This is a genomic window from Streptomyces sp. NPDC101166 (assembly GCF_044768125.1).
In the GTDB taxonomy this organism is placed as follows: domain Bacteria; phylum Actinomycetota; class Actinomycetes; order Streptomycetales; family Streptomycetaceae; genus Streptomyces.
Map to the genome: position 1 here is coordinate 1 of NZ_JBIWPF010000010.1, position 25,748 is coordinate 25,748.

Consider the following 25,748-nt stretch of genomic DNA (forward strand, 5'->3'; position numbering starts at 1 on the left):
CGTGTCGCCCTGGACGAGGTACTCGACCGTCCCCGCGCCGTAATAGCCTGCTTCGCGGCAGATCTGCTTCGCCGACTCGTGGATCTTGGACCGCACGGAATCGGACAGGAAGGGTGCGGGGGCTTCCTCCACGAGCTTCTGGAAGCGGCGCTGCAGCGAGCAGTCACGAGTACCGGCGACGACCACATTGCCGTGCTGGTCGGCGATGACCTGGGCCTCGACATGGCGGGCCTTGTCCAGGTACTGCTCCACGAAGCACTCACCACGACCGAACGCCGCGATCGCCTCACGAGTCGCGGACTCGAACAGCTCCGGGATCTCCTCGATGGTGTGCGCGACCTTCATGCCACGACCACCACCACCGAACGCGGCCTTGATGGCCACCGGCACACCGAACTCCTTGGCGAACGCCACGACCTCGTCGGCGTTCTTCACCGGGTCCTTGGTACCCGCGGCCATCGGCGCCTGCGCACGCTCGGCGATATGACGGGCGGTGACCTTGTCACCCAGATCCCGAATCGACTGCGGCGACGGACCGATCCAGATCAGACCCGCGTCGATCACGGCCTGCGCGAAATCGGCGTTCTCCGACAGGAACCCATAGCCGGGGTGGATCGCATCGGCGCCTGACTTGGCGGCGGCATCAAGAATCTTGTCGAACACCAGATAGGACTCCGCCGAAGTCTGCCCACCCAAGGCGAAGGCTTCGTCGGCGAGCTTCACGAACGGCGCATCGGCGTCGGGCTCGGCATACACCGCGACGCTGGAGATTCCGGCGTCCTTGGCGGCCCGGATCACGCGCACGGCGATCTCGCCTCGGTTGGCTACGAGGACCTTTGTGATCTGCGCGTTGGCATGGTTGGGCACTGAGCCTCCTGTGCTCTGGATACTTTCGTCTGTCGGCAGTGTAGGCATCGTGCCAACAATGACCGAACCCGGCTAGGGCTACCAATGAGTAGGCCCAGAGAGTGGGCATGCGACTCTCGAGGCCTAATTTTTAGAACCTGTTCTACCAGACTCCGCTGAAGCCTCCACCGGTAATCCCCCGAAGGGGGTTCGGGCGTTACGAGCTTGCCACGACCGAGGGCGTCACGCCGGGTTCTTCACCGATCACGATGGGCGCCCCCACGGCATTGGCCCACTCGGTCCACGAGCCGTCGTAATTGCGCACCCCGTCCACGCCCAGCAGGTAGGTCAGGACGTACCAGGTCAGCGCCGACCGCTCCCCCACCCGCGAGTAGACCAGCGGCGCGACACCCTCGATCACCCCGCCGTAGATGACGTTCAGCTCGACCCGGGGCCGGAAACGGGCGTCCGCGCCCACCGACGAGGTCCAGGGGATGTTGACCGCGGTCGGAATGTGACCCGCCCGCAGCGCCTGCTCCTCGGGACGGTCCAGCACCACCAGATCGCCGGTGTACTCCTCGAACGCGCGCGAGTCGATGAGCGGCCCGCCCAGGTGCGCCACCACGTCCTGCCGGAAGGCGCGCGCGGACTTGTCGTCGCGATCGGCCACCGGGTACTCGCCCAGCCCGGCCGCGGGCACCTCGAAGGTGGTGTCGCGGGCCTCGGAGATCCAGGCGTCGCGGCCACCGTCCAGCAGGCGCACGTCCTCGTGTCCGAAGAGGGAGAACACCCACAGGGTGGCGGCCGCGGTGCCATTGGATTTATCGCCGTAGACGACCACGGTGTCGCCGCGTTCGATGCCCTTGGCCCGCATAAGGTTGGCGAAGGTCGCGCCGTCGACGACATCGCGGGTACGCGGATCGATCAGCTCGGTACGCCAGTCGATCTTGATGGCACCCGGGACATGGCCGATGTCGTATAGCAATATGTCTTCGTTGGACTCGATGATCTTGAGTCCCGGCGTGCCGATGTTTGCCGACAGCCACTCGGTGGTTACTAGTCGGTGAGGATGTGCGTAGGAGCCGAATGAGTGATGCGGATCCGGAGCGACAGGCACGTTGTGGTCCTTCACGCGTGGTGGGTTAGGTATTGGCTGTTCGATTCTCTGCACCGATCGTAGGCATGTGGCGGTTACGAAACTCGTTTCAGATCACGAATCGGATGATTGGGCGAATTAAGCGCAGCTTCATCCGATAAAGTCTCTCGGAGAGGAGGGGTGAGCTATGTCCGATTCTTGGCCGCGACGGCGACTGCTTGCGATCCTACGTGGCGCCAGCGAGCCTCTCGATGCCCAGGAACTCGCGCGCGTCACCGGACAGCATGTGACAACGGTGCGTTTCCATTTGGATGTGCTGACCCGGGAATCGCTGGTCCGCCAATTCCAGCAGCCGCCGCGCGGCCGCGGCCGCCCGCGCATCGGCTATACCGCTGTACAGCGATCGGTGGGTTATCAGGAATTGGCGCAAGTGCTGGCCGATCAGCTCGGCAGCGACCCGCGCCGCCGCTCGGAAGCCGCGATCAGCGCCGGCCGGGCCTGGGGCTCGAAACTCGAAGCCGCCGACCAGCCCATCGAAACGCTCGAGGACGCCAAGGACCTCACCGTCACCCTGATGTCGGAACTCGGCTTCGCGCCCGAACGCGACCAGGCCGGCGAGACCGAAGAATCCGCCATGATCCGCATGACGGCGTGCCCACTGCGCGAACTCGCCCGCACCCACTCCGAGGTGGTGTGCGGTGTACACCTGGGCCTGATGCGTGAAGCCCTGGACCGCAACGGCGGCCGGGAGAACGTGAACGTGCGCCTGCACCCGTTCGTGGAGCCCGAATTGTGCGTGGCGCGACTGGAATTGCTCCAGGGCCGCCCCGGCGAGGACGCGCGCGAGGGTCAGGCCGAGACCGGCGAGCCCGGATCAGCCACCGGCGAGCCCAGATTGGCGCCCTCGGCCGGGCGGATCGCGCCGCAACTACGCGCGGCCACCGATCCACAGCCGCGCAATGCCGACACCCACCTCGGCAAGCAGTCGACGAACCAGTGGTAGTCCGATACCGATGACGCTCGACGGGTCGCCGTCGATCTTGTCCACGAACCAGCCGCCCATGCCGTCCAGCGTGAAGGATCCGGCCACCTGCAGCGGCTCCCCCGTCGCGATGTACGCGTCGAGTTCCTCCGGCTCGGGTTTGGCGAAATGCACCGTGGTGGAACTGCAGTCGGCGGCCTCGCCGACGATCTCTCCGGCATTCAGCCGCAGCACACAGTGACCGGTCAGCAGATCAGCGCTGCGTCCGGCCATCTCGGCCCAGCGCGCGCGGGCGACCTCGGGAGTCAGGGGCTTGCCCTGCAGAACGCCGTCGACGAGCAGCATCGAATCGCAGCCCACGACAACGGAATCGGTGAAGGCGGGATCACCCGCCAGTTGCCCGGCCACCTCCAGCGCCTTGGCGCGGGCCAGCTCGATCACCACTCGATCGGGTGGGGTGTCCGGGGGAAGAGCCTCGGCCACGGCGTCCTCGTCCACGTGGGACACCCGGACGACCGGCTCGACGCCCGCGTTGCGCAGGACGCCGAGCCGAGCCGGAGATTGTGACGCCAGTACGAAGACGGTCACAAGCCGTCAGTCGCGCAGGTGCGAGAGGGCCGGAAAGGCGTAGGGGGAGAACGGCGAACTGCCGCGGTGCAGCAGGGTCGGGCGACCCCACATGTCCGCCGGGCCACGGTCGGCCGGGGCGGCGGCGGGGGGCCCCCCCGCCGCCCACACCCCCCCCCCCGCGGCGGGGCCGGGCCGCCCCCCCCGGGGCCCCCGCCCGGCCCCTTTCGCATGCCCGCACGCGGGGGCGGTGTGTGAGGTGAAAAGAGGGCGCGCGGTTGCGTTCAGGGCGGATACGTGCTGGTCAGGGGGGTCTCAGGCGATAGCGTCCGGATCGGCGCCCCAGTTGTGTGGGGTGCCCCCTTCCAAGGACATCGTTCCGGACCCCGGCCCTCGGGGCCCGGTTCGAGCTCCTGAACGGGCCGTTCCACCGGGCATGGGCGGCGCTGTGCAAGGGGGCGCCCATGGGACGCCATCGCAAGCCCACCCGCTGGGACCGGATCCGTCTTCGGATGGTCCAGTTCAAGAGGAGGTGGATCTTGCGACTTTTCGGATGGTGAGCGGCCGCCCCCAAACACAGTAGGGGCGGACACTCCGTGATCCATCCAGGAGCCTGCCGCAGTGCCTTCTGCGGTGGGCTCCACCTGCTTCGTACGGTACCGGGGGGATGTGGCCGTCGCCAGTGATTCCGGGGGTGACGCGTCCGTGCGCCCCCTTCACAACCGGTGCGCCGCCCCCGTCGGGGTGGCTCCTCGGGTGTCCAGGAGCAGTTGTGCCTTCACCGACAGGCCCTGGAGGTCGTACACGCGGTGTTGCTGGAGGAGGATCGTGAGGTCGGCGTCGGCGGCTGCTTCGTAGAGGGACTCGGCGCGGGGGACCGGGCGGTCGAGGACGCTCCAGGAGGGGACGTGCGGGTCGTGGTAGCTGACCGCGGCGCCGAGCTCCGTCAGGCGGATCGCGATCTCGCGCGCGGGGGTGTTCTGCCGGTCGGCGAGGTCGGGTTTGTAGGTGACGCCGAGGAGCAGGACGCGCGCCCCGCGGGCGGACTTGCCGTGCTCGTTGAGGAGGGCGGCGGCGCGCTGGACGACGTAGCGGGGCATGCGGCTGTTGACCTGCTCGGCCAGTTCCACCATCCGCAGCGGGCTGCCGAGGTGACCGGTGCGGTTCAGCGGCACGGAGTGGCCGCCGACGCCGGGGCCGGGGCGGAAGGCGTGGAAGCCGAAGGGCTTGGTCTCGGCGCAGCGGACGACGTCCCAGAGGTCGACGCCGAGGTCGTGGCAGAGGACGGCCATCTCGTTGACGAGGGCCATGTTGACGTGCCGGAAGTTGGTCTCCAGCAGATGCACGGTCTCCGCCTCGCGCAGCCCACGCGCGCGTACCACCTTGTCGGTGAGGCGGCCGTAGAACGCGGCGGCCGACTCGGTGCAGGCGGGGGTGAGGCCGCCGATGACCTTGGGGGTGTTGACGGGGGTGAAGTCACGGCGGCCGGGGTCGACTCGGCTGGGGGAGTACGCGAGGTGGAAGTCGCGGCCCGCGCGCAGACCGGACGTCTCCTCCAGCAGCGGCCGCAGGAACTCCTCAGTCGTCCCCGGGTAGACGGGGGACTCCAGGATCACGGTGGTGTGCGGGCGCAGATGCCCGGCGAGGGTGCGGGCGGCCGCCTCGACCTGGCTCAGGTCGAGCCCGCCGTCCGCGTCGCGCGGGGTGGGTGCGCAGATGACGGCGGTGCGCACCCTGCCGAGCAGCGCGGGATCGGTCGCGGGCCGGAAGCCCCCCGAGAGCATCCGGCGCAGTTCGGCGGGGCTGATGGAGCCCGCCTCGGGGCCGGTGCGGTAGCCGAGCGTGGGGATGCCGGCGGCCACGGCGGCTTGGGCCAGGGGCAGGCCGAGCGGCCCGAGTCCGATCACGGCGAGGTCTGCGGGCATGGCGTGAGGCGTCCTTCCCAGTAACCGAAGCGGGCCAGGTGCGCAAGCCCTGTGGACAGGACGAGCGAACCCAATGTCACACTAGGAGTAAATATGACCGATATGCGGGATTGGTCGGCTGTGTTCGGTGGTGTTTCCCGAGTTTTCGGGCACTCGGCGACGGTCCCGCAGGGGTTGTCCACAGGCTGGGGGTGCGTGGTGGCCGAAGTCGGACGATCCGGCCAGAATCTGGGCATGGGGACAAGGGACGCGGCCTCGCCCTGACGGCGCGGCCCATGCGAGGCGACAGCGGGAGGCAGCGGTGAGGACAGCGACACTGGGACCGGCGCAGCGAGCGCGGTCACTGGCGGCCATGGCCGAGCGCGAGCTGGACGTGCTGGTCGTGGGAGGCGGAGTGGTCGGCGCGGGCACCGCGCTCGACGCCGTCACCCGGGGCCTGTCGACCGGCCTGGTCGAGGCGCGGGACTGGGCGTCGGGCACCTCCAGCAGGTCCAGCAAGCTGATCCACGGCGGCCTGCGCTATCTGGAGATGCTCGACTTCGCCCTCGTCCGCGAGGCGCTAAAGGAGCGCGGCCTGCTGCTGGAGCGGCTCGCGCCCCACCTGGTCAAACCCGTGCCGTTCCTCTACCCGCTCCAGCACAAGGGCTGGGAGCGGCTCTACGCCGGTTCGGGCGTCGCCCTCTACGACGCCATGTCCATGGCCCGCGGCCACGGCCGGGGCCTGCCGATGCACCGGCACCTGAGCCGCCGTCACGCCCTGCGCGTCGCCCCCGCCCTGAAGAAGGACGCCCTGGTCGGCGCCCTCCAGTACTACGACGCCCAGATGGACGACGCCCGCTTCGTCGCCACCCTGGTGCGCACCGCGGCGGCGTACGGCGCGCAGACGGCCAACCGGGCGCGGGTGACGGCCTTCCTGCGCGAGGGCGAACGGGTCGTCGGCGCGCGCGTGCAGGACGTCGAGGGCGGCGGCGAGTACGAGGTGCGCGCCCGCCAGGTCGTCAACGCCACCGGCGTGTGGACGGACGACACCCAGGCGATGGTGGGCGAGCGCGGGCAGTTCCACGTCCGCGCCTCCAAGGGCATCCACCTCGTCGTCCCCCGGGACCGCATCCACTCCACCACCGGGCTGATCCTGCGCACCGAGAAGTCGGTGCTGTTCGTCATCCCCTGGGGCCGGCACTGGATCGTCGGCACCACCGACACCGGCTGGGACCTCGACAAGGCCCATCCGGCGGCCTCCAGCGCCGACATCGACTACCTGCTGGAACACGTCAACTCCGTCCTCGCGGTGCCCCTCACCCGCGACGACGTCGAGGGCGTCTACGCCGGTCTGCGCCCTCTCCTCGCGGGCGAGTCCGACGCCACCAGCAAGCTGTCGCGCGAGCACACCGTCGCCCACCCCGTGCCCGGCCTGGTCGTGGTGGCCGGCGGCAAGTACACGACGTACCGAGTGATGGCCAAGGACGCCGTCGACGCCGCCGTGCACGGGCTGGACCTGCGGGTCGCCGACTGCGTCACCGAGGAGGTGCCCCTGCTCGGCGCGGAGGGCTACCAGGCCCTGTGGAACGCGCGGGCGCGCACCGCCGCCCGGACCGGACTGCACGTGGTGAGGGTCGAACACCTCCTCAACCGGTACGGCTCGATGGCCGGGGAACTCCTCGACCTCGTCGCGGACGACCCGTCGCTGGGCGAACCGCTCCAGTCCGCCGACGACTACCTGCGCGCCGAGATCGTCTACGCCGCCTCCCACGAGGGCGCCCGGCACCTCGACGACGTGCTGACCCGGCGCACCCGCATCTCCATAGAGACCTTCGACCGGGGCACGCGCAGCGCGCGGGAGGCGGCCGAGCTGATGGCGCCCGTCCTCGGCTGGGACAAGGACCAGATCGAGCGCGAGGTCCAGCACTACGAGAAGCGTGTGGAGGCCGAGCGGGAGTCCCAGCGCCAGCCCGACGACCTGACGGCGGACGCGGCACGGCTCGGGGCGCCGGACATCGTCCCGCTGTGACCGGCCCGGAGCCTGTCCGGAACTCGGCGGCGGGCGGGGCGGGTTCGGGGAGGCGCGGATCCGCACCGCGCCTTCTGGCCGGAACACGCCGGCGCTCATGTGCCGTCAGGGGCCCCCTGGGCGTCGGGCACTTGTCGGGTAGGGGACAATGGAGGCTCTGTCAGGGCGGGTTGCATGAGGGGACGCATGTCGGAGGCGGAGCGGGCGGGGACATCCCGTCAGGACAAGAGTGCACGTCTCCTCGCCGGGCGGTACCGGCTGGGAGACGTACTCGGCCGCGGCGGCATGGGGACGGTGTGGCGCGCGGAGGACGAGACCCTCGGACGCACGGTCGCCGTCAAGGAGCTGCGGTTCCCGTCGAACATCGACGAGGAGGAGAAGCGCCGGCTCATCACGCGGACGCTGCGCGAGGCCAAGGCCATCGCCCGTATCCGCAACAACAGCGCGGTGACCGTCTTCGACGTCGTCGACGAGGACGACCGGCCGTGGATCGTGATGGAGCTCGTCGAGGGCAAGTCGCTCGCCGAGGTCATCCGTGAGGACGGCGTGCTGCGGCCGAGGCGCGCCGCGGAGGTCGGACTCGCGATCCTCGACGTGCTGCGCTCGGCGCACCGCGAGGGCATCCTGCACCGCGACGTGAAGCCGTCGAACGTGCTGATCGCGGAGGACGGCCGGGTCGTCCTCACCGACTTCGGCATCGCGCAGGTCGAGGGCGACCCGTCCATCACCTCCACCGGCATGCTCGTCGGCGCGCCCTCCTACATCTCCCCCGAGCGCGCCCGCGGCCACAAGCCCGGACCGGCCGCCGACCTGTGGTCGCTCGGCGGTCTGCTGTACGCGTCGGTCGAGGGCAGCCCCCCGTACGACAAGGGCTCCGCGATCGCGACGCTCACCGCGGTGATGACCGAGCAGCTGGAGGAGCCGAAGAACGCCGGCCCGCTGAAGGACGTCATCTACGGTCTGCTCACCAAGGACCCCGAGCGCCGGCTCGACGACGCCGGGGCGCGGGCGATGCTCAACGCGGTGATCCACGCGCCCGACCCGGACGACGAACCGGCCGACGCGACCAAGCTCGTGCCGCTGCCGATCCAGCCGGACGGCCCGGACGGCAGGGGCGGTTCGGGCGGCTCCGGCGGTGCGGAGGCGGCCGAGAAGCTGCGCGGGGCGTTCCGCTCCGTGCGCAAGGCCGCCGTCGCGGCCGGGGCGGCCACCTCGGCGGCCGCGGCGCGCGCCAAGTCGGCCAACGGGTCGGCGGGGTCCGGCGGTTCGGCGGGTTCGTCGGGCGCGACCGGTTCGGCCGGTTCGTCCGGCTCGGGAGCCGTGCGGGCCGGTGACTCCACGAAGGGCGGCGAAGGGGCCGGTTCCGGTTCAGCTTCCCGTTTCGACTCCGGTTCCGGTTCGGGTGCCGGATCTCGTTCCGGTTCGAAATTCGGCTCGGGGTCCCGTTCCGGGGCCGCCGGGTCCGTGCCCTCTGCCGCGGCTGCCTCGTCGGCGGCTGCCGCGCCGCGGTCCGAGGCCGGTGCGCGGACCGGCGCGGCCACGGCCACGGCGGCGTCCGGATCCGCGTCCGCCCCGGTGTCAGGATCCTCCGGGACGGCTGCCGGCGGTACGGGCGACGGCCGGACGGGCGGCCGCAGTTCCGGGTGGCCCGTGATGACGCCGCCGGACCTTCCGCCGCGGCCCGTGCCCAGGGCGCCGATCACCGACGTGGTGCCGAAGCGGACGCTGGTCATCATCGCCGTGGTGGTCGTGCTGGCGGTGCTCGGCACCGTGCTGGCCGTCGTCCTCAGCGGGGACGACAAGCCGAACGGCGCGAAGGCCGGCGGCTCCCCGGCCGGTGTGAGCGCCGGCGAGTCGACGGGCAGGAGCCCGAGTCCCGACACCAAGGGCGACGAGGCCGACGGCACCCGAACCGACGGCGCGACGGGCCGGCCCGCGTCCAGCGGCACGGGTTCCGCGGCCGCCCCCAGCGGCGCCGCCGGGACCGGCGCCTCCGGCGGCGCGAGCCGGGCGGTGTCGACCCACAACGGCTCCCAGGGCTACTCCATAGGCCTGCCCGCCGGGTGGAAGTACCAGGAGGCGAGCGACGCCGGCGACCGGTTCACCGGGCCCGACGGACAGAAGCTGCTCGTCGCCTGGACGACCACGCCCAAGGACGACCCGGTCGCGGACTGGAAGAACCAGGAGCGCTCCATGAAGCGCTCGCAGTACCAGAAGATCCGCATAGAGAAGGTCGCCTACCGCGGCTGGAACACGGCCGACTGGGAGTGGACCTACACGGCGGACGGCACCGGCTACCGCACGATCGACCGCGGGTTCGTCGTCAGCGCCAGTCAGGGATACGCACTGATGTACACGGCGAAGTCCGCCTCCTGGGAAGGCGAGCTGCGCCGGAGCACCTGGACCACGCTGACGGAGACGTTCCAGCCGAAGAAGTAGGACGCGGGTCCGCCGTGTGCGGTGCGTGAGATCTGGGCATCCCTCCTTGCGAGTTGCCTCCGGCACGTATCGTGAGTGGCTGCGGACCGTACGCATCCGGCTGTTCGGCCGGATCCGGCCGGAACGGACCGCGGGACGAACGGAATTGATCGACCGGGCGGCCGGGGGAGGCATCGTGGACGACTATGCGGGACGGGTGCTCGCCGACCGCTACCGCCTGCCGCTGCCGCCCTCCGACGAGTACGAACTCGCCGAGACCCGCGCCTTCGACACCTACAGCGGCCAGGAAGTCCTGGTCAGGCAGGTGCCGTTGCCCGAGGTCGTCGAGGCGGAGGTGCTCGACGCGGACGGGCTGCCCGACGGGTTCACGGCGCGTACGCCCGGCGCGCGACGGCCTGTGGGGCGCGCGGGGGCCAGTACGCGCCGGCCCGCCGATCCGGTCGTACGGCGCGCGGTGGACGCGGCGCAGGCCGCGGCGGGCATCCCCGACCACCCCCGGCTCGACCAGGTCTTCGACGTGTTCGCCGAGGGCGGCTCGCTGTGGGTGGTGAGCGAGCTGGTGGCGGCGCGACCGCTCGCGGCGCTGCTCGCCGAGAGGCCGCTGACGCCGTACCGGGCCGCCGAGGTCGCCTCCGACGTGCTGATGGCGCTGCGGGTGCTGCACGCGCACGGCTGGGTGCACCGCAACATCACCGCACGCACCGTCCTCGTGTGCGACGACGGCCGGGTGATGCTGACCGGCCTGGCGGTCGGCGCGGCGGAGGAGGCGCTGTGCGGGTACGACCCGGTGCCGCAGGAGGAGACCGAGGACACCGGAACGGGGCCGGACGCTCTGCCGGGTGGGAGGCCGGGACCCGATCGAGGCCCGGGCGCCGGTCCGGCCGGCCCGGGAGGGCACGCGAGGCCGCTTCCGGGCGGGCACCGGGCGGGTGAGCTCGCGGGCGGCGCCGACGCGGGCGACCCCGAGGCCGCGCGCCGGGCGGCGATCGAGGCGCGGGCGGCCGGAGGGCTGCCGCCGGCCGGCCTGGAGCGGGCCGACGCCGACGGGGTGTCCGGCGGACCGGCCCCCGCGCCACCGGAGACCGGCGGGGACATCCGCGCCGCGCGGGCCGGGGCGATCGCCGCGTACCGGGCGGGCGCGCGGGCCGCGGCCCGGGTCCAGGAGGCCCAGCAGAGCGGGCGGGCGGCGCTGCCGGGAGCGCGTACGTCGTCCGAGGGCAACACCCAGGCGGCCGGCGCGCCGTACGCCCTCGGAACCGGCCGGGAGCAGTCACCCGGAGGTCCGGGGCAGATCGCCGCCCCCTACGGGACGCGCGGGGCGCACGCTCCGGGCGCGGCGGCGATCGGGCCGGTTCCCGTGCCGCCGCAGGGCGTCGCGGCCGGGGGCGAGGGTCTCGCCGGCGCGCGCTGGGACGAGCCGGCGGCAGGGGCCGGGGCGCGGCGGGGGCCCGCCACCGCGCTGGCCGCCGAACGGGCACGGCAGGCGCGGATGGCCGTCGTCGGCCCCGTGACCGAACGCTGGGCGCCGGAACAGGCCGGCCCCGTGCACGAGAACTGGCAGCTGGCAGCCCCCATCGGGCCCGCGACCGATCTGTGGGCGCTCGGCGCGCTCCTCTTCAGGTCCGTCCAGGGGCATGCTCCGTACCCGGAGGACTCGACGGCGGAACTGGTGCAGTTGGTGTGCGCCGAACCGCCCGCGTTCGCCGAGGAGTGCGGCCCGCTCCGTCCGGTCGTGGAGTCGTTGCTGCGTCAGGACCCCACCGAGCGGCCCGAATTCGAGGAGCTGAGCGGCTGGCTGCGCTCGCTGGTGCGCTCGGCCCCCGAGCCCGAGGCGGGCACGTACGTGGTCGCCGCGCCGCCCCGCGACCCGCGCCGGCTGCCGATCGTCCGCCGCAGGGGCGAGCTGGTGCGCAGGCGGCGCGCCGGTCTGCCCGCGACCAGCGGACGGCACAAGCGGGCCCGCGAGGAGACCGGCCGGTCGCCCCGCAGCCTGGGCCGCACGCTGCTGCTGCTGATACTGCTGGCGATGGCCGCGGCGATCGCGTACGCCGTGCTGTTCATGCCGAAGGCCGGCGAGAAGAACGCGGGAGGCTCGCCCGGGGCCGACCGCACCGGGGCCGCCGGCCGGGCCGAACAGGCGCCCGACGCGAGCAGCGCGCCCCGGCCCGACGAGAACTCGCCGTCGGCCGACGAGAGCGCCTCCGGCCCGGCCTCCGCAGGCTCGGGCGGGTCCGGAGGGACGGCGACGCAGTCCGGTCCGGGAGGGTCCGCGGCGGGCGCCGCCCAGGGCTTCACCGTGCGCAAGGACGCGGAGGGGTTCCAGGTCGCCGTCGCCAACGGCTGGGACCGTGCGCCCAGGAACGGGCGCGGTCAAGTGGTGTACTCGCACGGGAGTTTCGAGCTGATCCTCGTCCCCGGCCGGGACACCGCCGCCCGGTTCGGCGGCGACCCGATGGTCTACCAGCGGGAGAAGGAGAGCGAACTCCAGCCGTACCGCGACTCCAGCTGGGCCACCGCGTCGGGACTGCGGACCATCCAGGTGGGCGGACGGACCATGGCCGAGGGCCAGTTCACCTGGACGGGGGCCGGCGGACGCGAGCTGTTCGTGCGCAACCTCGCGCTGCTCCTCGACGGGCGCTACCACGTCGTCCAGGTGCGCGGCCCGGCGGCCGAGCGCGACGAGGTGACCCGACTGTTCGAGCAGGCGTCGGCGACGTACCGGTACACCGGCTGAGCCGGACGGGACTTTTGAAACAGGCCGAGGCCCGATCGGTTCCCGTTCCGGCCAGGAAGCGACAACCGTCACAGTGCGGTTTCCTTGCCACCCCGCTTGTTCCCCGAATGGGTGACGGTCTTTACGCTGACCCTGTCAAGAACATTGCGGGGCAACGTGAATCAGATGCAGGGCTCGCTCATCGCGGGCCGCTACCGGCTCGCCGACGCGATCGGCAGCGGCGGCATGGGCCGTGTGTGGCGTGCGCACGACGAGCTGCTGCACCGTGCCGTCGCCATCAAGGAACTGACCGCCGCGCTGTACGTCTCCGAGAGCGACCAGGCCGTCCTGCTGGCGCGCACCCGGGCCGAGGCCCGCGCGGCCGCACGGATCAACCACTCGGCCGTCGTCACCGTGCACGACGTGCTCGAACACGACGGCCGTCCCTGGATCGTGATGGAGCTGGTCGAGGGTCGCTCGCTGGCCGACGCGGTCAAGGAGGACGGGCGCGTGGAGCCCGCCGAGGCCGCGCGGATCGGCCTGTGGGTGCTGCGCGCGCTGCGCGCCGCGCACACCGCCGGCGTGCTCCACCGTGACGTCAAGCCCGGCAACGTGCTCCTCGCCCACGACCGGCGGGTCCTGCTCACCGACTTCGGCATCGCCCAGATCGAGGGCGACACGACCATCACCCGCACGGGAGAGGTCGTCGGATCCGTCGACTATCTCGCGCCCGAGCGGGTCCGCGGCCAGGACCCCGGCCCGTCCTCCGACCTGTGGGCGCTCGCCGCGACGCTCTACACGGCGGTCGAGGGCCGCTCGCCGTTCCGCCGCACCTCGCCGCTGACCACCCTGCAGGCGGTAGTCGAGGAGGAGGCCGAGGAGCCGCGCCACGCGGGCCCGCTCGAACCCGTGATCACCGCCCTGCTGCGCAAGGACCCGGCCGACCGGCCCGACATGGCCGAAGCCGAACACATGCTCGCCGAAGCGGCGGAGGGCCGCCGTCCGAGCGGCGCCCAGGCGTTCGTGCCGACGCGGTTCACCGGCGACGGGACGGGCGGCCACCGGGCGGGCGGCACGGGCGTGGGTGTGGGCACGGGCGGTCACCCGGGGCCCGGTACGGCAAGCCCGTACGGCGCTGCGTCGTCGCAAGCGGCGGCCGCTGCTGCGGGCTCCGCCGAGGCTCCCACCCGGCACCGGCACGACACCCAGCCCCACTCCCAGCCCGTTCACCAGCCGTACCGGACGGTGCAGACCGCCGTCGGCCAGGCCGTCCCGGACGGCCCGGGACCGGTGCCGCCGGTGGCGCTCCACTCCTCGCAGGCCCCTGCCGAGCCGACGCGCTCCTCGCGACGCCGGAGACTGCGCAACCTCACGCTCGTGGTCGTCGTCGCCGCGCTGGTCGGCGGCGGTACGGCGCTGACGTTGCAGAAGTGGGACGAGGGCCGGCGCTCGACCGAGGGTTCCGCCACGCCGAGCACCTCGCCGGCGCCCACCGGCAAGCGTGCCGAGCAGGGCGCGGTGCCCGACTCCTGGGAGAAGGTCACCGACCCCCTGGGCTTCGGGCTCTCCCTGCCTCCGGGCTGGAAGCGCCAGATGTTCCAGGACGCCGGCGACCTGAAGCAGATCGACTACACGCCCGACGGCGGCGAGCACTTCGTCCGCATCGCCATCGACGCCTCGCCGGACTTCGCCGACCCCCTGGCCCACCAGCTCGACCTGGAACAGCAGTTGCAGCGCCTGGTCGACTACCAGCGGGTCACCCTGGAGCGGAACCTCTACCGCGACCGTGACGGCGCCGAGTGGGAGTACTCCTGGACCGCGCAGGCCAAGGACACGAAGTTCCCCGGCCCGCGGCGTGCGGTCGAGGAGACGTACATCGCCCGCGACGGCACCGAATACGTGATCTACATGTCCTCGCCGGCCGAGGACTGGGACACCGCGGCCCAGCAGTTCAAGTCCGTGCTGCGGAGCTGGCGGGAACCGGCGGGCGCTTCCTGAGCCGGAGCGTGCGCCGCCCCCCGCTCCGCGCCCTCCGGCCGTGTGCGTGACTTGGCCGGTCGCCGCCCCGGAGGCGTGCCGTCCGGTGCGGCATGATGGGGCGCATGGGGACCGAGGGGGACGACGGCCGGGTCATCGCCGGCCGCTACCGGCTGGAGACGAGGCTCGGGCGCGGTGGCATGGGCGTCGTCTGGCGGGCGACCGACCGGCTGCTGGGGCGGCGCGTCGCCGTCAAGGAACTGGTCCAGGACGACGCGCTCTCCGCGGCGGAGGCCCGCGGCCGCCGTGACCGGACGCTGCGCGAGGCCCGCGCGGTCGCCCAGCTGAGCCACCCGCACATCATCGTCGTGCACGACGTCGTCGAGGAGGACGAACGTCCGTACATCGTGATGGAGTTGATCGACGGTGGCTCGCTCGCCGACCGGATCGCCGAAGGCGGCCCCGTGGAGGCGCGCGAGGCGGCCCGGATCGGCGCCGACCTGCTCGGCGCCCTGAGCGCCGCGCACGCCGCCGGCGTGCTGCACCGGGACATCAAGCCCGCCAACGTCCTGATCGAGTCCGCCACCGGCCGCGCCGTCCTCACCGACTTCGGGATCGCGCAGGTGGCGGGGGCCACGACGCTCACCGAGACCGGGTCGTTCGTCGGCTCGCCCGAGTACACCGCGCCCGAGCGGATGTCCGGCGAGCGGACCGGCCCGGCGTCCGACCTGTGGTCGCTGGGAGCGCTGCTGTGCACCGCGCTCAGCGGTGAATCGCCGTTCCGCCGCGACTCGTTGGGCGGCATCCTGCACGCCGTCGTCTTCGCCGAGATCCGTACGCCCCCGCAGGCCGCGCCGCTGCTGCCCGTCGTGCGGGGGCTGCTGGAGCGCGACCCCGACCGGCGGCTGGACGCGGCGGAGGCGGAGCGCCTGCTGCGCGCCTTCCTGGACACCGGGCGCACGCCGGCGACGGACCGGGACACCGGGCGTACGCCGTCGATGTGGCGCAACACCGGGCGCACGGCGTCGGCCTGGCTGCACACCGGGCGGACGTCGTCGGCGCGGGCGGCGGTCGGCTACACGCCCACCCAGGCCGACGTGCCGCTGCGGCAGCCCCCGCTCCCCGAGGAGGAGGGCCCCGGCCGGGAACGCTCCCCGCGGGGCGTGCTGGTGGCGGCGCTGTTGGTCGCCGCGATGGCGGGGGCCGGGGTGTCCGCGGCGGCGCTGCTGGTGGACGGGGGCGGCAACGACGTCGGCCCGGCCGCGAGTTCCCCGCCGGGACGGCCCACGAGCGCCTCGCCCACGGGGGCGTCACAGGCGGGGTCGCCGCCCATGGGATCGTCCTCCATGGGTTCGTCGTCCGCAGGATCGTCCAGGGGGACGGACGCCACTGGCGCGGGCCCCTCGCGGACGGGCGGGGCGTCCGGCAGGGAGCGGCCCTCCGCGCCCTCCGGGTACCGCGTCGCCGACGACCCGGCGGGGTTCGCGCTGGCCGTGCCGGACGGGTTCACCCGCGTCCCGCAGGGCGAGCGCGTCTTCTACATGTCATCCGGTGACAGGTTCCGCCTCGGCATCAAGATCTCCGCGCCCCAACGGGGCGGCCCACTGGGCGTGATGCGGCGCTCGGCCGCAAAGGGAGGCCAGAACTACCCCGGTTACCGCGACGGACACGTCACCGAGACCACGCGCGACGGACGTCCCGCCGCCCTCTGGGAGTTCACCTGGGACGGCTTCAGCGTGACGGAGGGTCGCCGTCACACCTACGACCTGTGCTGGGAGGAGGACGGGCGGATGTACGACGTATGGGTGTCGGCGCCGGTCGGCGAAGTCCGGCAGGCACGGGAGTACTTCGACGTCGCGGTCGACACGCTGGTCCCCGCCTGACCCCCGTGTGCCCGTCCCGCTGCCCGGCGACGCCCGACACGTCGTGACGGTCTACGCCGGGCCCGTCGTGGTAGTCATGAGACATGACTGACGACGGGGAGCCCGGAGACGACAAGGGCCGGATAGTCGGCGGGCGTTACCGGTTGCTGGAACGCATCGGTTCCGGTGTCACGGGCACAGTCTGGCGTGCGCACGACGAGGTCGACGAGCGCGAGGTCGCCGTCAAACGACCGCACTCGCCCGACGATCCCGAGGACGAGGAACAGCGCAGAGCCGCCCACCGTCTGTACCGGGAGGCGCGCGCCGCCGCCCGCGTCGACCATCCCTCCGCGGTCGCCATCCACGACGTGGTGATGGAGGAGGACCAGGGCCGCCAGGACGCGATGCCCTGGATCGTCATGGAGTCGATCCGCGGCGAGTCCCTGGACGAGGTCCTGCGGCGCGGCCCGCTGAAGCCGTCCGAGGCCGCCCGTATCGGCCTCGCCGTCCTCGGAGCCCTGCGCGCCGCGCACGCCGTGGGCATCGTCCACCGCGACGTGAAACCCACGAACGTCCTGCTCGCCCCACCCGACCGGGTCGTCCTCACGGACTTCGGCATCGCCGACGCCCAGGGCGAGGACGCGCCCGTGGACGGCGGTGGCCGACTCGTCGTGGACCACGGCGAGTTCGTCGCGCCCGAGCGGACGTGCGGGCTGGGTGCCGCCGGGCCCGCCGCCGATCTGTGGTCGCTCGGCGTCCTGCTGTACGCCGCCGTCGAGGGGCGCGCCCCCACTCACGCGGGCTCCGCGGACGGGCGGCCCGAGCCGAAGGAGGCCGGCCCGCTGGGCCCGCTCCTCGTACGGCTCCTGGAGCGGGACCCCGAGCGCAGGCCCTCCGCGACGGAGGTCGCCGCGGTGCTGGAGGCGGTGGCGGAGGGGCGGACGCCGCCCGCGCCCGGCCCGCGCCCCAGGAGCGCCAGGAGCCTGAGGAATCCCAGGGGGCAGAGGCAGCCCAGGAGCCCCAAGGGGCCGAGGCGGCGCAAAGCGGAGCCGTCGTCCGACCCGCACGCGGGGCCCTCCGCGGGACAGGCGGCCGCCCCGCTCCCCTCCCGGCCCCCCGCCCCGTCGCCGCCGCGCCGCCCCCTGCACAGCCGCCCCCTGCCCCTGACCCTCCTCACGCTCCTCCTCGCCGGAGGCGCCTGGCTCGGGGCGTCCTTCGTGGGCGAGCCCGACAGCGGGGCGAGCACCGAGCGAACGGGTTCCTCCACCCCCTGGGTCGCCCACCCCGAACCCGCCATGGACGCCGTCCTCTCCCTCCCCGCCGGCTACCGGGAGACAGCCCGGCAGGGCGACGGCGGGCGCGAGCCCCGGGTGGTCGTCTACTCGGCCGGAGCCGTCGTCGTACGGCTCACGCAGTGGGATCGTGCGCCCGCCTCCCCGGCGGAGCGGGCCGCGCAGGCGGGCGAGGCGTGGCGCCACGCCGGGGGAGGCGCGCGGACCACGACCACGTCCACGAGCTTCCGCGGCCAGGAGGCCGTCCTCGCCGACACCACCCGCGGTCCGGCCGGCCGCGCGGCCCGCGTCCTCGAACTGTTCGTCCGCACCGACGACCGACGACTGTACGAACTACGCGTGGACATGCCCAAGGGGACGGCGGACGAAGGACGCGGCGCCGCGGTCTTCCGGTCGGCCCGCGACCGCCTCCGCGTCGGTGAGCACTGATGCACGCCGCCTGATCAGCGGCTTTGCTGCCAGTGACCACTGGCGTCGTGTGCGCACCCGGTGAACGACTATTACCGACGGGTACCAAAAGGCCTTCGAGCGTCATACCCTGCGCCTCATGACGGACTCGCAGGCCCCGGACAGCACCGGCACCAAGACCCCGGCCGGTACCAATCCCCTCGCCCCCGCCCCCATCGGCGTCCGCACCGCCGCGGACGTGGTCACCCCCCAACTCGTCGCCCACCTCACCAAGGGCGTCGTGGGCTCCGGGCGCACGGCCAACCACACGCCCTTCACCGGTGAGAAGCTCGCCGACCTGCCCGAGTCCACCCCGCAGGACGTGGAGAAGGCGTACGAGGCGGCCCGCGCCGCCCAGCGGGTCTGGGAGCGGGTCCCGGTGCGCGAGCGTGCCGCGGTCCTGCTCCGCTTCCACGACCTCATCCTGGAGCGCCAGGGCGAGGTCCTCGACCTGATCCAGCTGGAGACCGGCAAGGCGCGGCTGCACGCCCACGAGGAGGTGCAGGCGGTCGCCGTCGCCGCCCGGCACTACGGCCGCAAGGCCCCCGCCTACCTGAGGCCCAAGGGCCACGCCGGCGCCATACCGACGCTGACGAAGGTCACCGAACTGCGCCACCCGCGCGGGGTCGTCGGCCAGATCGCCCCCTGGAACTACCCGCTGGAGCTGTCCGTCGGCGACGCGCTCCCGGCGTTCGCCGCGGGCAACGCCGTCGTCATGAAGCCGGACACCGAGACCTGCCTGACCGCTCTGTGGGCACGGGACCTGCTCATCGAGGCCGGCCTGCCCGAGGGCGTCTTCCAGATCGTCCTCGGCGAGGGTCCGGTCGTGGGGCCCGAGGTCGTCAGGCACGCCGACTACGTCTCCTTCACCGGCTCCACCCGCACCGGCCGCGAAGTCGCGCAAGGAGCCGCCGCCCGTCTGATCGGCGTCTCGCTGGAACTCGGCGGCAAGAACGCCATGCTGGTCCTCGAGGACGCCGACATCGAGAAGGCTGCCGCGGGCGCGGTCCGCGCGTGCTTCTCCTCCGCCGGCCAACTCTGCATATCCATCGAGCGGTTGTACGTCCACGAGTCGATCGCCGACGCCTTCCTGGAGCGCTTCGCAGCCCGCACCCGGGCCATGCGGCTCGGCAGCTCCCTCGCCTACGGCGCCGACATGGGCTCGCTCGCCGGGGAGCGCCAGCTGAAGGCGGTCGAGCAGCATGTGGAGGACGCCCTCGCCAAGGGCGCGAAGGCGGTGGCGGGCGGTGCGGCGCGCCCCGACATCGGCCCGTACTTCTTCGAGCCGACCATCCTCGACGGCGTCGAGGACTCCATGAGCGTGTGCACGGAGGAGACGTTCGGGCCGGTCGTCTCCGTCTACCGCTTCAAGAGCGACGACGAGGCGGTCGAGCGCGCCAACTCCACGCCGTACGGGCTCAACGCCTCCGTGTGGACGACGAGCGCGCGCCGCGGCCGGGACGTCGCCGCCCGGCTGCGCACCGGCACGGTCAACGTCAACGAGGGCTACGCGCCCGCCTACGGCAGCGTGCAGTCCCCCATGGGCGGCATGAAGGACTCCGGTCTCGGCCGCCGTCACGGCTCCGAGGGCATCCTCAAGTACACCGAGGCGCAGACGGTGGCCCACCAGCGCCTGCTGCCGATGGGGCCCTCGCTCGGCATGGACGACGAGAAGTACGCGCAGTTCATGAGCCGCAGCCTGAAGCTGATGAAGACCCTCCGGTTCAAGTAGTCCGGCGGCCCTAGGGCCACCGCCCACGACCCGTTCGGCAGGAACACCCGTTCTCGACGAGGAGAGCACGTGCCACAGGACACCTACGACTACGACGTGGTCGTCGTCGGTTCAGGCTTCGGCGGCTCGGTGACAGCCCTCCGCCTCACCGAGAAGGGCTACCGCGTGGGCGTCCTGGAGGCGGGCCGCCGCTTCACCCGCGCCACGCTGCCGAAGAACTCCTGGGACCTGAAGAACTACCTGTGGGCGCCCCGGCTCGGCCTGTACGGCATCCAGCGCATCCATCTGCTGGGCAACGTCATGGTCCTGGCCGGCGCGGGCGTGGGCGGCGGCTCCCTCAACTACGCCAACACCCTCTACGTCCCGCCGAAGCCGTTCTTCGAGGACCCGCAGTGGCGTGACATCACCGACTGGCAGGACGAGCTCCGGCCGTACTACGACCAGGCCCGACGGATGCTCGGCGTCCGTCTCAATCCGACGACCACCCCCTCCGACGTGCACCTGAAGGCGGCCGCCGAGCGGATGGGCGTCGGGGACACCTTCCACATGGCGCCGGTGGGCGTGTTCTTCGGGGACGGGCAGGACGCCGACGGGTCGGCGCGGGCGAAGCCGGGGGCGGAGGCGCCGGACCCCTACTTCGGCGGAGCGGGTCCCGCCCGCAAGGCCTGCACGGAGTGCGGCGAGTGCATGACCGGATGCCGGCACGGCGCGAAGAACACCCTCAACGAGAACTACCTGTACCTCGCCGAGAAGGCGGGCGCGGTCGTGCACCCGCTGACGACGGTCGTCTCGGTCACGGACGACTCGCGCGGCGGCTACGCGATCGCCACCCTGCCCACCGACGACCGCCGCAAGGGCGAGGGGCGGACCTTCACGGCCCGCAGGGTCGTCCTCGCCGCCGGCACCTACGGCACCCAGACCCTCCTGCACCGCATGAAGCAGAGCGGTCGGCTCCCCTACCTCTCCGAGCGGCTCGGCGAGCTGACCCGCACCAACTCCGAGGCCCTGGTGGGCGCCCAGACCGACGACCGCCGCTACCGCAGGGCGACGGGCCACAAGAAGGTCGACTTCACCCGCGGCGTCGCCATCACCTCCTCCATCCACCCCGACGACAACACCCACATCGAGCCGGTCCGCTACGGCAAGGGCTCCAACTCGATGGGCGGCCTGTCCATCCTCCAAGTGCCGTACGCCGAGGGCTCGTCGAGGGTGGCCGGCTGGCTGGCGCACGCCGCCCGTCACCCCCTGCTCGTGCTGCGCTCCCTGTCCAACCGACGCTGGTCCGAGCGGACCATCATCGGCCTGGTGATGCAGTCCCTGGACAACTCGCTCACGACGTACCTGAAGCAGTCCGGTGCCGGCAAAGGCCTGCTGACGGCACGTCAGGGGCACGGCAGCCCCAACCCCAAGCAGATCAGGGCGGCTTCGGAGGCGGCCTCCGCGATCGCCGCCGACATCAACGGCTTCGCCGGCTCCAACGTGGGCGAACTGATGGGCACACCGCTCACCGCCCACTTCCTCGGCGGTTGCCCCATCGGCGCCTCCCGCGAGAGCGGCGTCATCGACCCCTACCACCGTCTCTACGGCCACCCCGGGATCTCCGTCGTCGACGGCGCCGCGGTCTCGGCGAACCTGGGCGTCAACCCGTCGCTGACGATCACCGCCCAGGCGGAGCGCGCGATGTCCTACTGGCCCAACAAGGGCGAGGAGGACGCGCGTCCGGCGCAGGGCGCGGCGTACGAGCGGCTGAAGCCGGTCGAGCCGAAAAGGCCGGCGGTCCCGTCGGACGCCTTCGGTGCGCTGCGGCTGCCGTTCCTGGGCATGCCGGCGGTACCGCCGAAGAAGTAGCGGGGCGGGGCGGCCGGCGCGGGGGCGCAGGCACCGGCGCAGAGCGAAAGAGGGACCTGCGCCCCCCTCCGAGTGCAGGTCCCTCTTCGTCCGGGGCCGGCTCTCAGAGCCGGCTCGGGGTCACGCCGTCGTCTTGCGGCGACGCACCGCGAACACCACGCCCGCGCCCGCGACGACGGTGACGCCGCCGACCAGGGCGATCACCGGCAGAGCGGAGCCGGAGCCGGTCTCGGCGAGGCTGCCGCTGATCGGCTTGGCGCCGCCCTGGACCTTGGTGCCCTCGGTGCCGGTGGGCTTGTTCCCGTTGGGCTCGGCGTCGTCGACGTCCCCCGGCTCGCTGCCGGCGGCGAGGATCTCGACGTCGTAGAAGTCACCGTTGCCGTAGCACGCGGAGTCCTTGCCGGCGTAGACGGCCCCGCTCAGCGCGAACGCCAGGCCGGCGGGCGCCGACGCCTTGACCTGGATCCGCAGGTCGAGGGAGGCGGAGCTGTCCTTCTCCAGCACGTCCAGCAGGCCCGCGAAGGTGCCCGTGAGGTCGACCTGCTTGCCGTTCTCACCCTCGTAGGAGTCCTGGTAGGCGTCGGTCCACTTGCCGTCCTCCTTGACCTGGATGACGGCGAGGTTCTCGGCCAGGGAGGCGTCCGTGTCGTCGCCGTACTCGAGCCCGACCTCCATGTAGACGTTCTTGAGGTCCTTGGCGGAGTCGTTGTTCACGACGTACTCGAAGTCGTGCCAGCCCGAGCCGGCGACGATCTTGTTCGGCAGACCCGTGACCTCGGCCGAGAGGTTCTCGTCGAGCTCCATGTCCTCGCAGTCGGTCTCCGGGTCGAAGTCGCCCTCGTCACCGGCCGGGGCGCTCGCGGACGGCGACGGCTTGGTGCTCGACGAGCTCGACACCGAGGCGGACGGCGAGCCTGCGGTGTTCCCGCTCTGCGACGCCGAGACGGAACCGGAAGGGCTCGAGGACGTGGACGAGGAGGCGCCGGCGCTCGATCCCTCGGAAGGGGAGGCGGAGGTGGTGCTGCTCTCGGACGAGGACACGCTCGGGGACGGTGAGCTGTCGTCGGCGACGGCTGTGGGCGCGGACAGCAGGGCGAGCGGTGCGATGGCAGCGGTCGCCGCCATGGTGACCATGGCGCGGCGGAGCTTCATGAAGACCTCGTGTTGAGCGGGAGTGGCCCTTGTGCAGTAGGTGTGACCGGTGAAAGCTGTGAACAGTTGTGCTGTTCTCACGCGATCTTTATATGGCGCGCATCACACGGCGGTCGTCCGGTGTGACGCGACCGGTGCCGGCGCGCCCGGTGTCGGCGCAAGGGCTGTCCGGACATGGCGAAGGGCCCCGCGGGACGGATCCGCGGGGCCCTTCTTCCGTCAGCACCGGCGTCAGGGCAGCGCCGGTGCCTGGGAGCGGCGCCGGGGGGTTGCGCCGCTGGTATGAGTGTCGTCCCCGGTACGGGGTGACGATCTGGGGGAGTTGGGGCTGTTCAGGGCCTTCTGTGCATCGTGCTGGACGAATGCGTCGCCCGCAACCGTTTGACCCGCCCCTTGTGCATTTTTGCATTTTCCGCCGGTCGGCCCCGGGCGTCCCCGGGGCCGACCGTTCTCTTGGGTGACCGGGCTGCTGTCCCCTGCCGTCCGGTCACATCCCTGGAGCGAGGTCCCACGACGCACGACAACGATCCGTGCGTCTCATCGCTCCAGTGAGCCACGCGTGGTTCTTCCGGGCCCGTACCTGGCTGGAACGGACACCGGGACCAACGAACCCGTCGCGGCCCGGTCACGTGCCGTACGGGTGAGAGCGGTCCCGAACTCAGATGCGACCGCGGCACAGTTCGAGGAGCGTCATCGCGAGCGACGTGCCGGGCTTGCCGAGGGCCTCGCTGTAGTGGTTGAGGATCTCCATCTCGCGGGACAGGTTCACGCGCCGGCCGCCGGAGGCGAGCCGGGCGTCCTGGATCACGGCGGAGACGGCCATCCGTTCCCGGATCAGGCCGATGATGCGGTCGTCGAGGGCGTCGATGCGCTCACGGGCGCCGCTGATCACGTCGGCGGCCTCGGAGGTACGGGCGCCGGTCACGTCGAGGACGGTCATGGGGGCTCCTGGGGATAGAGGGCGGCCCTGGCCCGGCAAGCCCCGGAGAAACGCCAGACGCCCCGGGCCTTGTCGGCCCGGGGCGCCTGGGGAAGTCGCTCGTCAGTTGCTTCGAGCAGCACGACCATGGCAGCCGGCGGGCCGGGTGCCATAGGTAAAGACGAAGGTCGTGTGCGCGAGCATGCGGCCAGTATGCCACGGCCGTTCCCCGACCGGCCGGTGAGCGGGTGGGCGGAGCCCCCGGTGAGCGGGACGCTCCCCACGGCCACCCCGGTAGAATTGGCCAGCACAGAGACCCCGCCCCACCGCCGGAAGGCTCCCGTGTCATCAGCGACTCCCGCTGCCGCCGCCCCCGACACCGTCCTGGTCGTCGACTTCGGCGCGCAGTACGCCCAGCTCATCGCCCGTCGAGTCCGCGAGGCGCGCGTCTACAGCGAGATCGTGCCGAGCACCATGCCGGTGACGGAGATGCTCGCCAAGAACCCGGCGGCGATCATCCTCTCCGGCGGCCCCTCGTCCGTGTACGAGGAGGGCGCTCCCCGCCTCGACGGCGCGCTCTTCGAGGCCGGCGTCCCCGTCTTCGGCATGTGCTACGGCTTCCAGCTGATGGCGCAGGCCCTCGGCGGCACCGTCGACAACACCGGCGCCCGCGAGTACGGCCGTACCGACCTGCACGTCTCCAAGTCGTCGTCCACCCTCTTCGAGGGCACCCCGGCCGAGCAGGCCGTGTGGATGTCGCACGGCGACGCCTGTTCCGCCGCCCCCGAGGGCTTCTCCGTCACGGCGTCCACCGACGTCGTCCCGGTCGCCGCCTTCGAGAACGACGAGAAGAAGCTCTACGGCGTCCAGTACCACCCCGAGGTCATGCACTCCACGCACGGCCAGCAGGTCCTGGAGCACTTCCTCTACCGGGGCGCGGGCCTCAAGCCGGACTGGACCACGGGCAACGTCATCGAGGAGCAGGTCGCCGCGATCCGCGAGCTGGTCGGCGACCGGCGTGCGATCTGCGGTCTGTCCGGCGGCGTCGACTCCGCCGTGGCCGCCGCCCTCGTCCAGAAGGCCATCGGCTCCCAGCTGACCTGCGTCTACGTCGACCACGGGCTGATGCGCAAGGGCGAGACCGAGCAGGTCGAGAAGGACTTCGTGGCCGCGACCGGCGTGCAGCTGAAGGTCGTGGACGCGGAGGACCGCTTCCTCGACGCCCTCGCCGGGGTCTCCGACCCCGAGGAGAAGCGGAAGATCATCGGCCGCGAGTTCATCCGGGTCTTCGAGCAGGCGCAGGCCGAGATCATCGCGGACGAGGGTCCGGCCGTGGAGTTCCTGGTCCAGGGCACCCTGTACCCGGACGTCGTCGAGTCCGGCGGCGGCACCGGCACCGCGAACATCAAGTCGCACCACAACGTGGGCGGTCTGCCCGAGGACCTCGAGTTCAAGCTGATCGAGCCGCTGCGCAAGCTGTTCAAGGACGAGGTCCGCATGGTCGGCCAGGAGCTCGGCCTGCCGGAGGAGATCGTCCAGCGCCAGCCGTTCCCGGGTCCCGGCCTCGGTATCCGGATCGTCGGCGAGGTCACCAAGGACCGCCTGGACCTCCTGCGCGACGCCGACGCCATCGCCCGCGAGGAGCTGACCGCCGCCGGCCTCGACCGTGAGATCTGGCAGTGCCCGGTGGTCCTGCTCGCGGACGTCCGCAGCGTCGGCGTCCAGGGCGACGGCCGCACCTACGGCCACCCGATCGTCCTGCGCCCGGTCTCCTCCGAGGACGCGATGACCGCGGACTGGTCCCGTATCCCGTACGACGTGCTGGCGAAGATCTCCACGCGGATCACCAACGAGGTGCGTGACGTCAACCGAGTCGTCGTCGACGTCACCTCGAAGCCTCCGGGCACCATCGAGTGGGAGTGAGCCCTCCGGGGTCGTCGGCG

At 72.3% G+C, this 25,748-nt stretch carries 17 protein-coding genes; 11 read left to right on the forward strand and 6 right to left on the reverse strand.

All coding sequences use genetic code 11. The features are described from left to right. Both ACIRS4_RS18755 and ACIRS4_RS18760 read right to left on the reverse strand, forming a co-directional pair. On the reverse strand, positions 1 to 843 hold an 843-nt coding region (locus ACIRS4_RS18755), incomplete at its 3' end, for a biotin carboxylase N-terminal domain-containing protein (RefSeq protein WP_404197458.1). Between the two features lie 220 nt (positions 844 to 1,063). Continuing rightward, entirely contained in the window at positions 1,064 to 1,978 is a 915-nt protein-coding gene (locus ACIRS4_RS18760) for a sulfurtransferase (protein ID WP_404196835.1), read from the reverse strand. A 151-nt stretch (positions 1,979 to 2,129) separates the two neighbouring features. Here ACIRS4_RS18760 and ACIRS4_RS18765 point away from each other — a divergent pair, with 151 nt between their 5' ends. Next, a complete protein-coding gene (locus ACIRS4_RS18765) occupies positions 2,130 to 2,945 on the forward strand; it encodes a helix-turn-helix transcriptional regulator (RefSeq protein ID WP_404196838.1) in 816 nt (271 codons plus the stop codon). Here the strand turns inward: ACIRS4_RS18765 and ACIRS4_RS18770 are convergent. Both ACIRS4_RS18770 and ACIRS4_RS18775 read right to left on the reverse strand, forming a co-directional pair. Continuing rightward, positions 2,871 to 3,512 (reverse strand): Maf family protein, encoded by a 642-nt coding sequence (locus tag ACIRS4_RS18770; RefSeq protein WP_357098483.1) that lies wholly within the window; start codon positions 3,510 to 3,512, stop codon positions 2,871 to 2,873. The genes ACIRS4_RS18765 and ACIRS4_RS18770 overlap by 75 nt on opposite strands. A 695-nt stretch (positions 3,513 to 4,207) precedes the next feature. Further along, on the reverse strand, positions 4,208 to 5,416 hold the full coding sequence (locus ACIRS4_RS18775; RefSeq protein ID WP_404196841.1) for a nucleotide sugar dehydrogenase: 1,209 nt from the start codon (positions 5,414 to 5,416) through the stop codon (positions 4,208 to 4,210). Positions 5,417 to 5,717: 301 nt separating this feature from the next. On the opposite strand from ACIRS4_RS18775, the gene ACIRS4_RS18780 reads away from it, so the two are divergent. The 8 genes from ACIRS4_RS18780 to ACIRS4_RS18815 all read left to right on the forward strand — a co-directional run bounded on the left by ACIRS4_RS18780 (position 5,718) and on the right by ACIRS4_RS18815 (position 21,734). Beyond that, complete coding sequence (locus ACIRS4_RS18780) at positions 5,718 to 7,424, forward strand: glycerol-3-phosphate dehydrogenase/oxidase (RefSeq protein ID WP_404196843.1); 1,707 nt, start codon at positions 5,718 to 5,720, stop codon at positions 7,422 to 7,424. Between the two features lie 186 nt (positions 7,425 to 7,610). Then, positions 7,611 to 9,863, forward strand: coding sequence for a serine/threonine-protein kinase (locus tag ACIRS4_RS18785; RefSeq protein WP_404197461.1), 2,253 nt, complete (start codon positions 7,611 to 7,613; stop codon positions 9,861 to 9,863). Between the two features lie 175 nt (positions 9,864 to 10,038). Continuing rightward, on the forward strand, positions 10,039 to 12,597 hold the full coding sequence (locus ACIRS4_RS18790) for a protein kinase (RefSeq protein ID WP_404196846.1): 2,559 nt from the start codon (positions 10,039 to 10,041) through the stop codon (positions 12,595 to 12,597). Between the two features lie 165 nt (positions 12,598 to 12,762). Continuing rightward, positions 12,763 to 14,574: a serine/threonine-protein kinase gene (locus ACIRS4_RS18795; RefSeq protein ID WP_404196849.1), complete on the forward strand. Its 1,812-nt coding sequence runs from the start codon at positions 12,763 to 12,765 to the stop codon at positions 14,572 to 14,574. A 104-nt stretch (positions 14,575 to 14,678) separates the two neighbouring features. Beyond that, complete coding sequence (locus ACIRS4_RS18800) at positions 14,679 to 16,436, forward strand: serine/threonine-protein kinase (protein WP_404196851.1); 1,758 nt, start codon at positions 14,679 to 14,681, stop codon at positions 16,434 to 16,436. A gap of 83 nt (positions 16,437 to 16,519) precedes the next feature. After that, positions 16,520 to 18,136 (forward strand): serine/threonine-protein kinase, encoded by a 1,617-nt coding sequence (locus tag ACIRS4_RS18805; protein WP_404196854.1) that lies wholly within the window; start codon positions 16,520 to 16,522, stop codon positions 18,134 to 18,136. Between the two features lie 118 nt (positions 18,137 to 18,254). Next, positions 18,255 to 19,886, forward strand: a complete 1,632-nt coding sequence (locus ACIRS4_RS18810) for a succinic semialdehyde dehydrogenase (RefSeq protein ID WP_404196856.1) — start codon at positions 18,255 to 18,257, stop codon at positions 19,884 to 19,886. Between the two features lie 69 nt (positions 19,887 to 19,955). Continuing rightward, entirely contained in the window at positions 19,956 to 21,734 is a 1,779-nt protein-coding gene (locus tag ACIRS4_RS18815) for a GMC oxidoreductase (protein WP_404196858.1), read from the forward strand. 120 nt (positions 21,735 to 21,854) lie between these two features. Here ACIRS4_RS18815 and ACIRS4_RS18820 read toward each other — a convergent pair whose 3' ends face one another. Then, positions 21,855 to 22,538, reverse strand: a complete 684-nt coding sequence (locus tag ACIRS4_RS18820; RefSeq protein WP_404196861.1) for an LAETG motif-containing sortase-dependent surface protein — start codon at positions 22,536 to 22,538, stop codon at positions 21,855 to 21,857. Between ACIRS4_RS18820 and ACIRS4_RS18825 the strand changes: the two genes are divergently transcribed. Continuing rightward, positions 22,537 to 22,902: a hypothetical protein gene (locus ACIRS4_RS18825; RefSeq protein WP_404196864.1), complete on the forward strand. Its 366-nt coding sequence runs from the start codon at positions 22,537 to 22,539 to the stop codon at positions 22,900 to 22,902. The genes ACIRS4_RS18820 and ACIRS4_RS18825 overlap by 2 nt on opposite strands. 642 nt (positions 22,903 to 23,544) lie before the next feature. Here the strand turns inward: ACIRS4_RS18825 and ACIRS4_RS18830 are convergent. Continuing rightward, a complete protein-coding gene (locus tag ACIRS4_RS18830; protein ID WP_404196867.1) occupies positions 23,545 to 23,826 on the reverse strand; it encodes a chorismate mutase in 282 nt (93 codons plus the stop codon). Positions 23,827 to 24,147: 321 nt separating this feature from the next. Between ACIRS4_RS18830 and guaA the strand changes: the two genes are divergently transcribed. Next, a complete protein-coding gene (gene guaA / locus ACIRS4_RS18835) occupies positions 24,148 to 25,728 on the forward strand; it encodes a glutamine-hydrolyzing GMP synthase (RefSeq protein WP_404196869.1) in 1,581 nt (526 codons plus the stop codon). Positions 25,729 to 25,748 lie beyond the last annotated feature (20 nt).

Coding starts and splice junctions, on each gene's coding strand:
- ACIRS4_RS18765 (WP_404196838.1), top strand. CDS start 2,130: ATGTCCGATTCTTGGCCGCGACGGCGACTGCTTGCGATCCTACGTGGC.
- ACIRS4_RS18775 (WP_404196841.1), bottom strand. CDS start 5,416: ATGCCCGCAGACCTCGCCGTGATCGGACTCGGGCCGCTCGGCCTGCCC.
- ACIRS4_RS18785 (WP_404197461.1), top strand. CDS start 7,611: ATGTCGGAGGCGGAGCGGGCGGGGACATCCCGTCAGGACAAGAGTGCA.
- ACIRS4_RS18795 (WP_404196849.1), top strand. CDS start 12,763: ATGCAGGGCTCGCTCATCGCGGGCCGCTACCGGCTCGCCGACGCGATC.
- ACIRS4_RS18800 (WP_404196851.1), top strand. CDS start 14,679: ATGGGGACCGAGGGGGACGACGGCCGGGTCATCGCCGGCCGCTACCGG.
- ACIRS4_RS18805 (WP_404196854.1), top strand. CDS start 16,520: ATGACTGACGACGGGGAGCCCGGAGACGACAAGGGCCGGATAGTCGGC.
- ACIRS4_RS18810 (WP_404196856.1), top strand. CDS start 18,255: ATGACGGACTCGCAGGCCCCGGACAGCACCGGCACCAAGACCCCGGCC.
- ACIRS4_RS18825 (WP_404196864.1), top strand. CDS start 22,537: ATGTCCTCGCAGTCGGTCTCCGGGTCGAAGTCGCCCTCGTCACCGGCC.
- ACIRS4_RS18820 (WP_404196861.1), bottom strand. CDS start 22,538: ATGGAGCTCGACGAGAACCTCTCGGCCGAGGTCACGGGTCTGCCGAAC.
- ACIRS4_RS18830 (WP_404196867.1), bottom strand. CDS start 23,826: ATGACCGTCCTCGACGTGACCGGCGCCCGTACCTCCGAGGCCGCCGAC.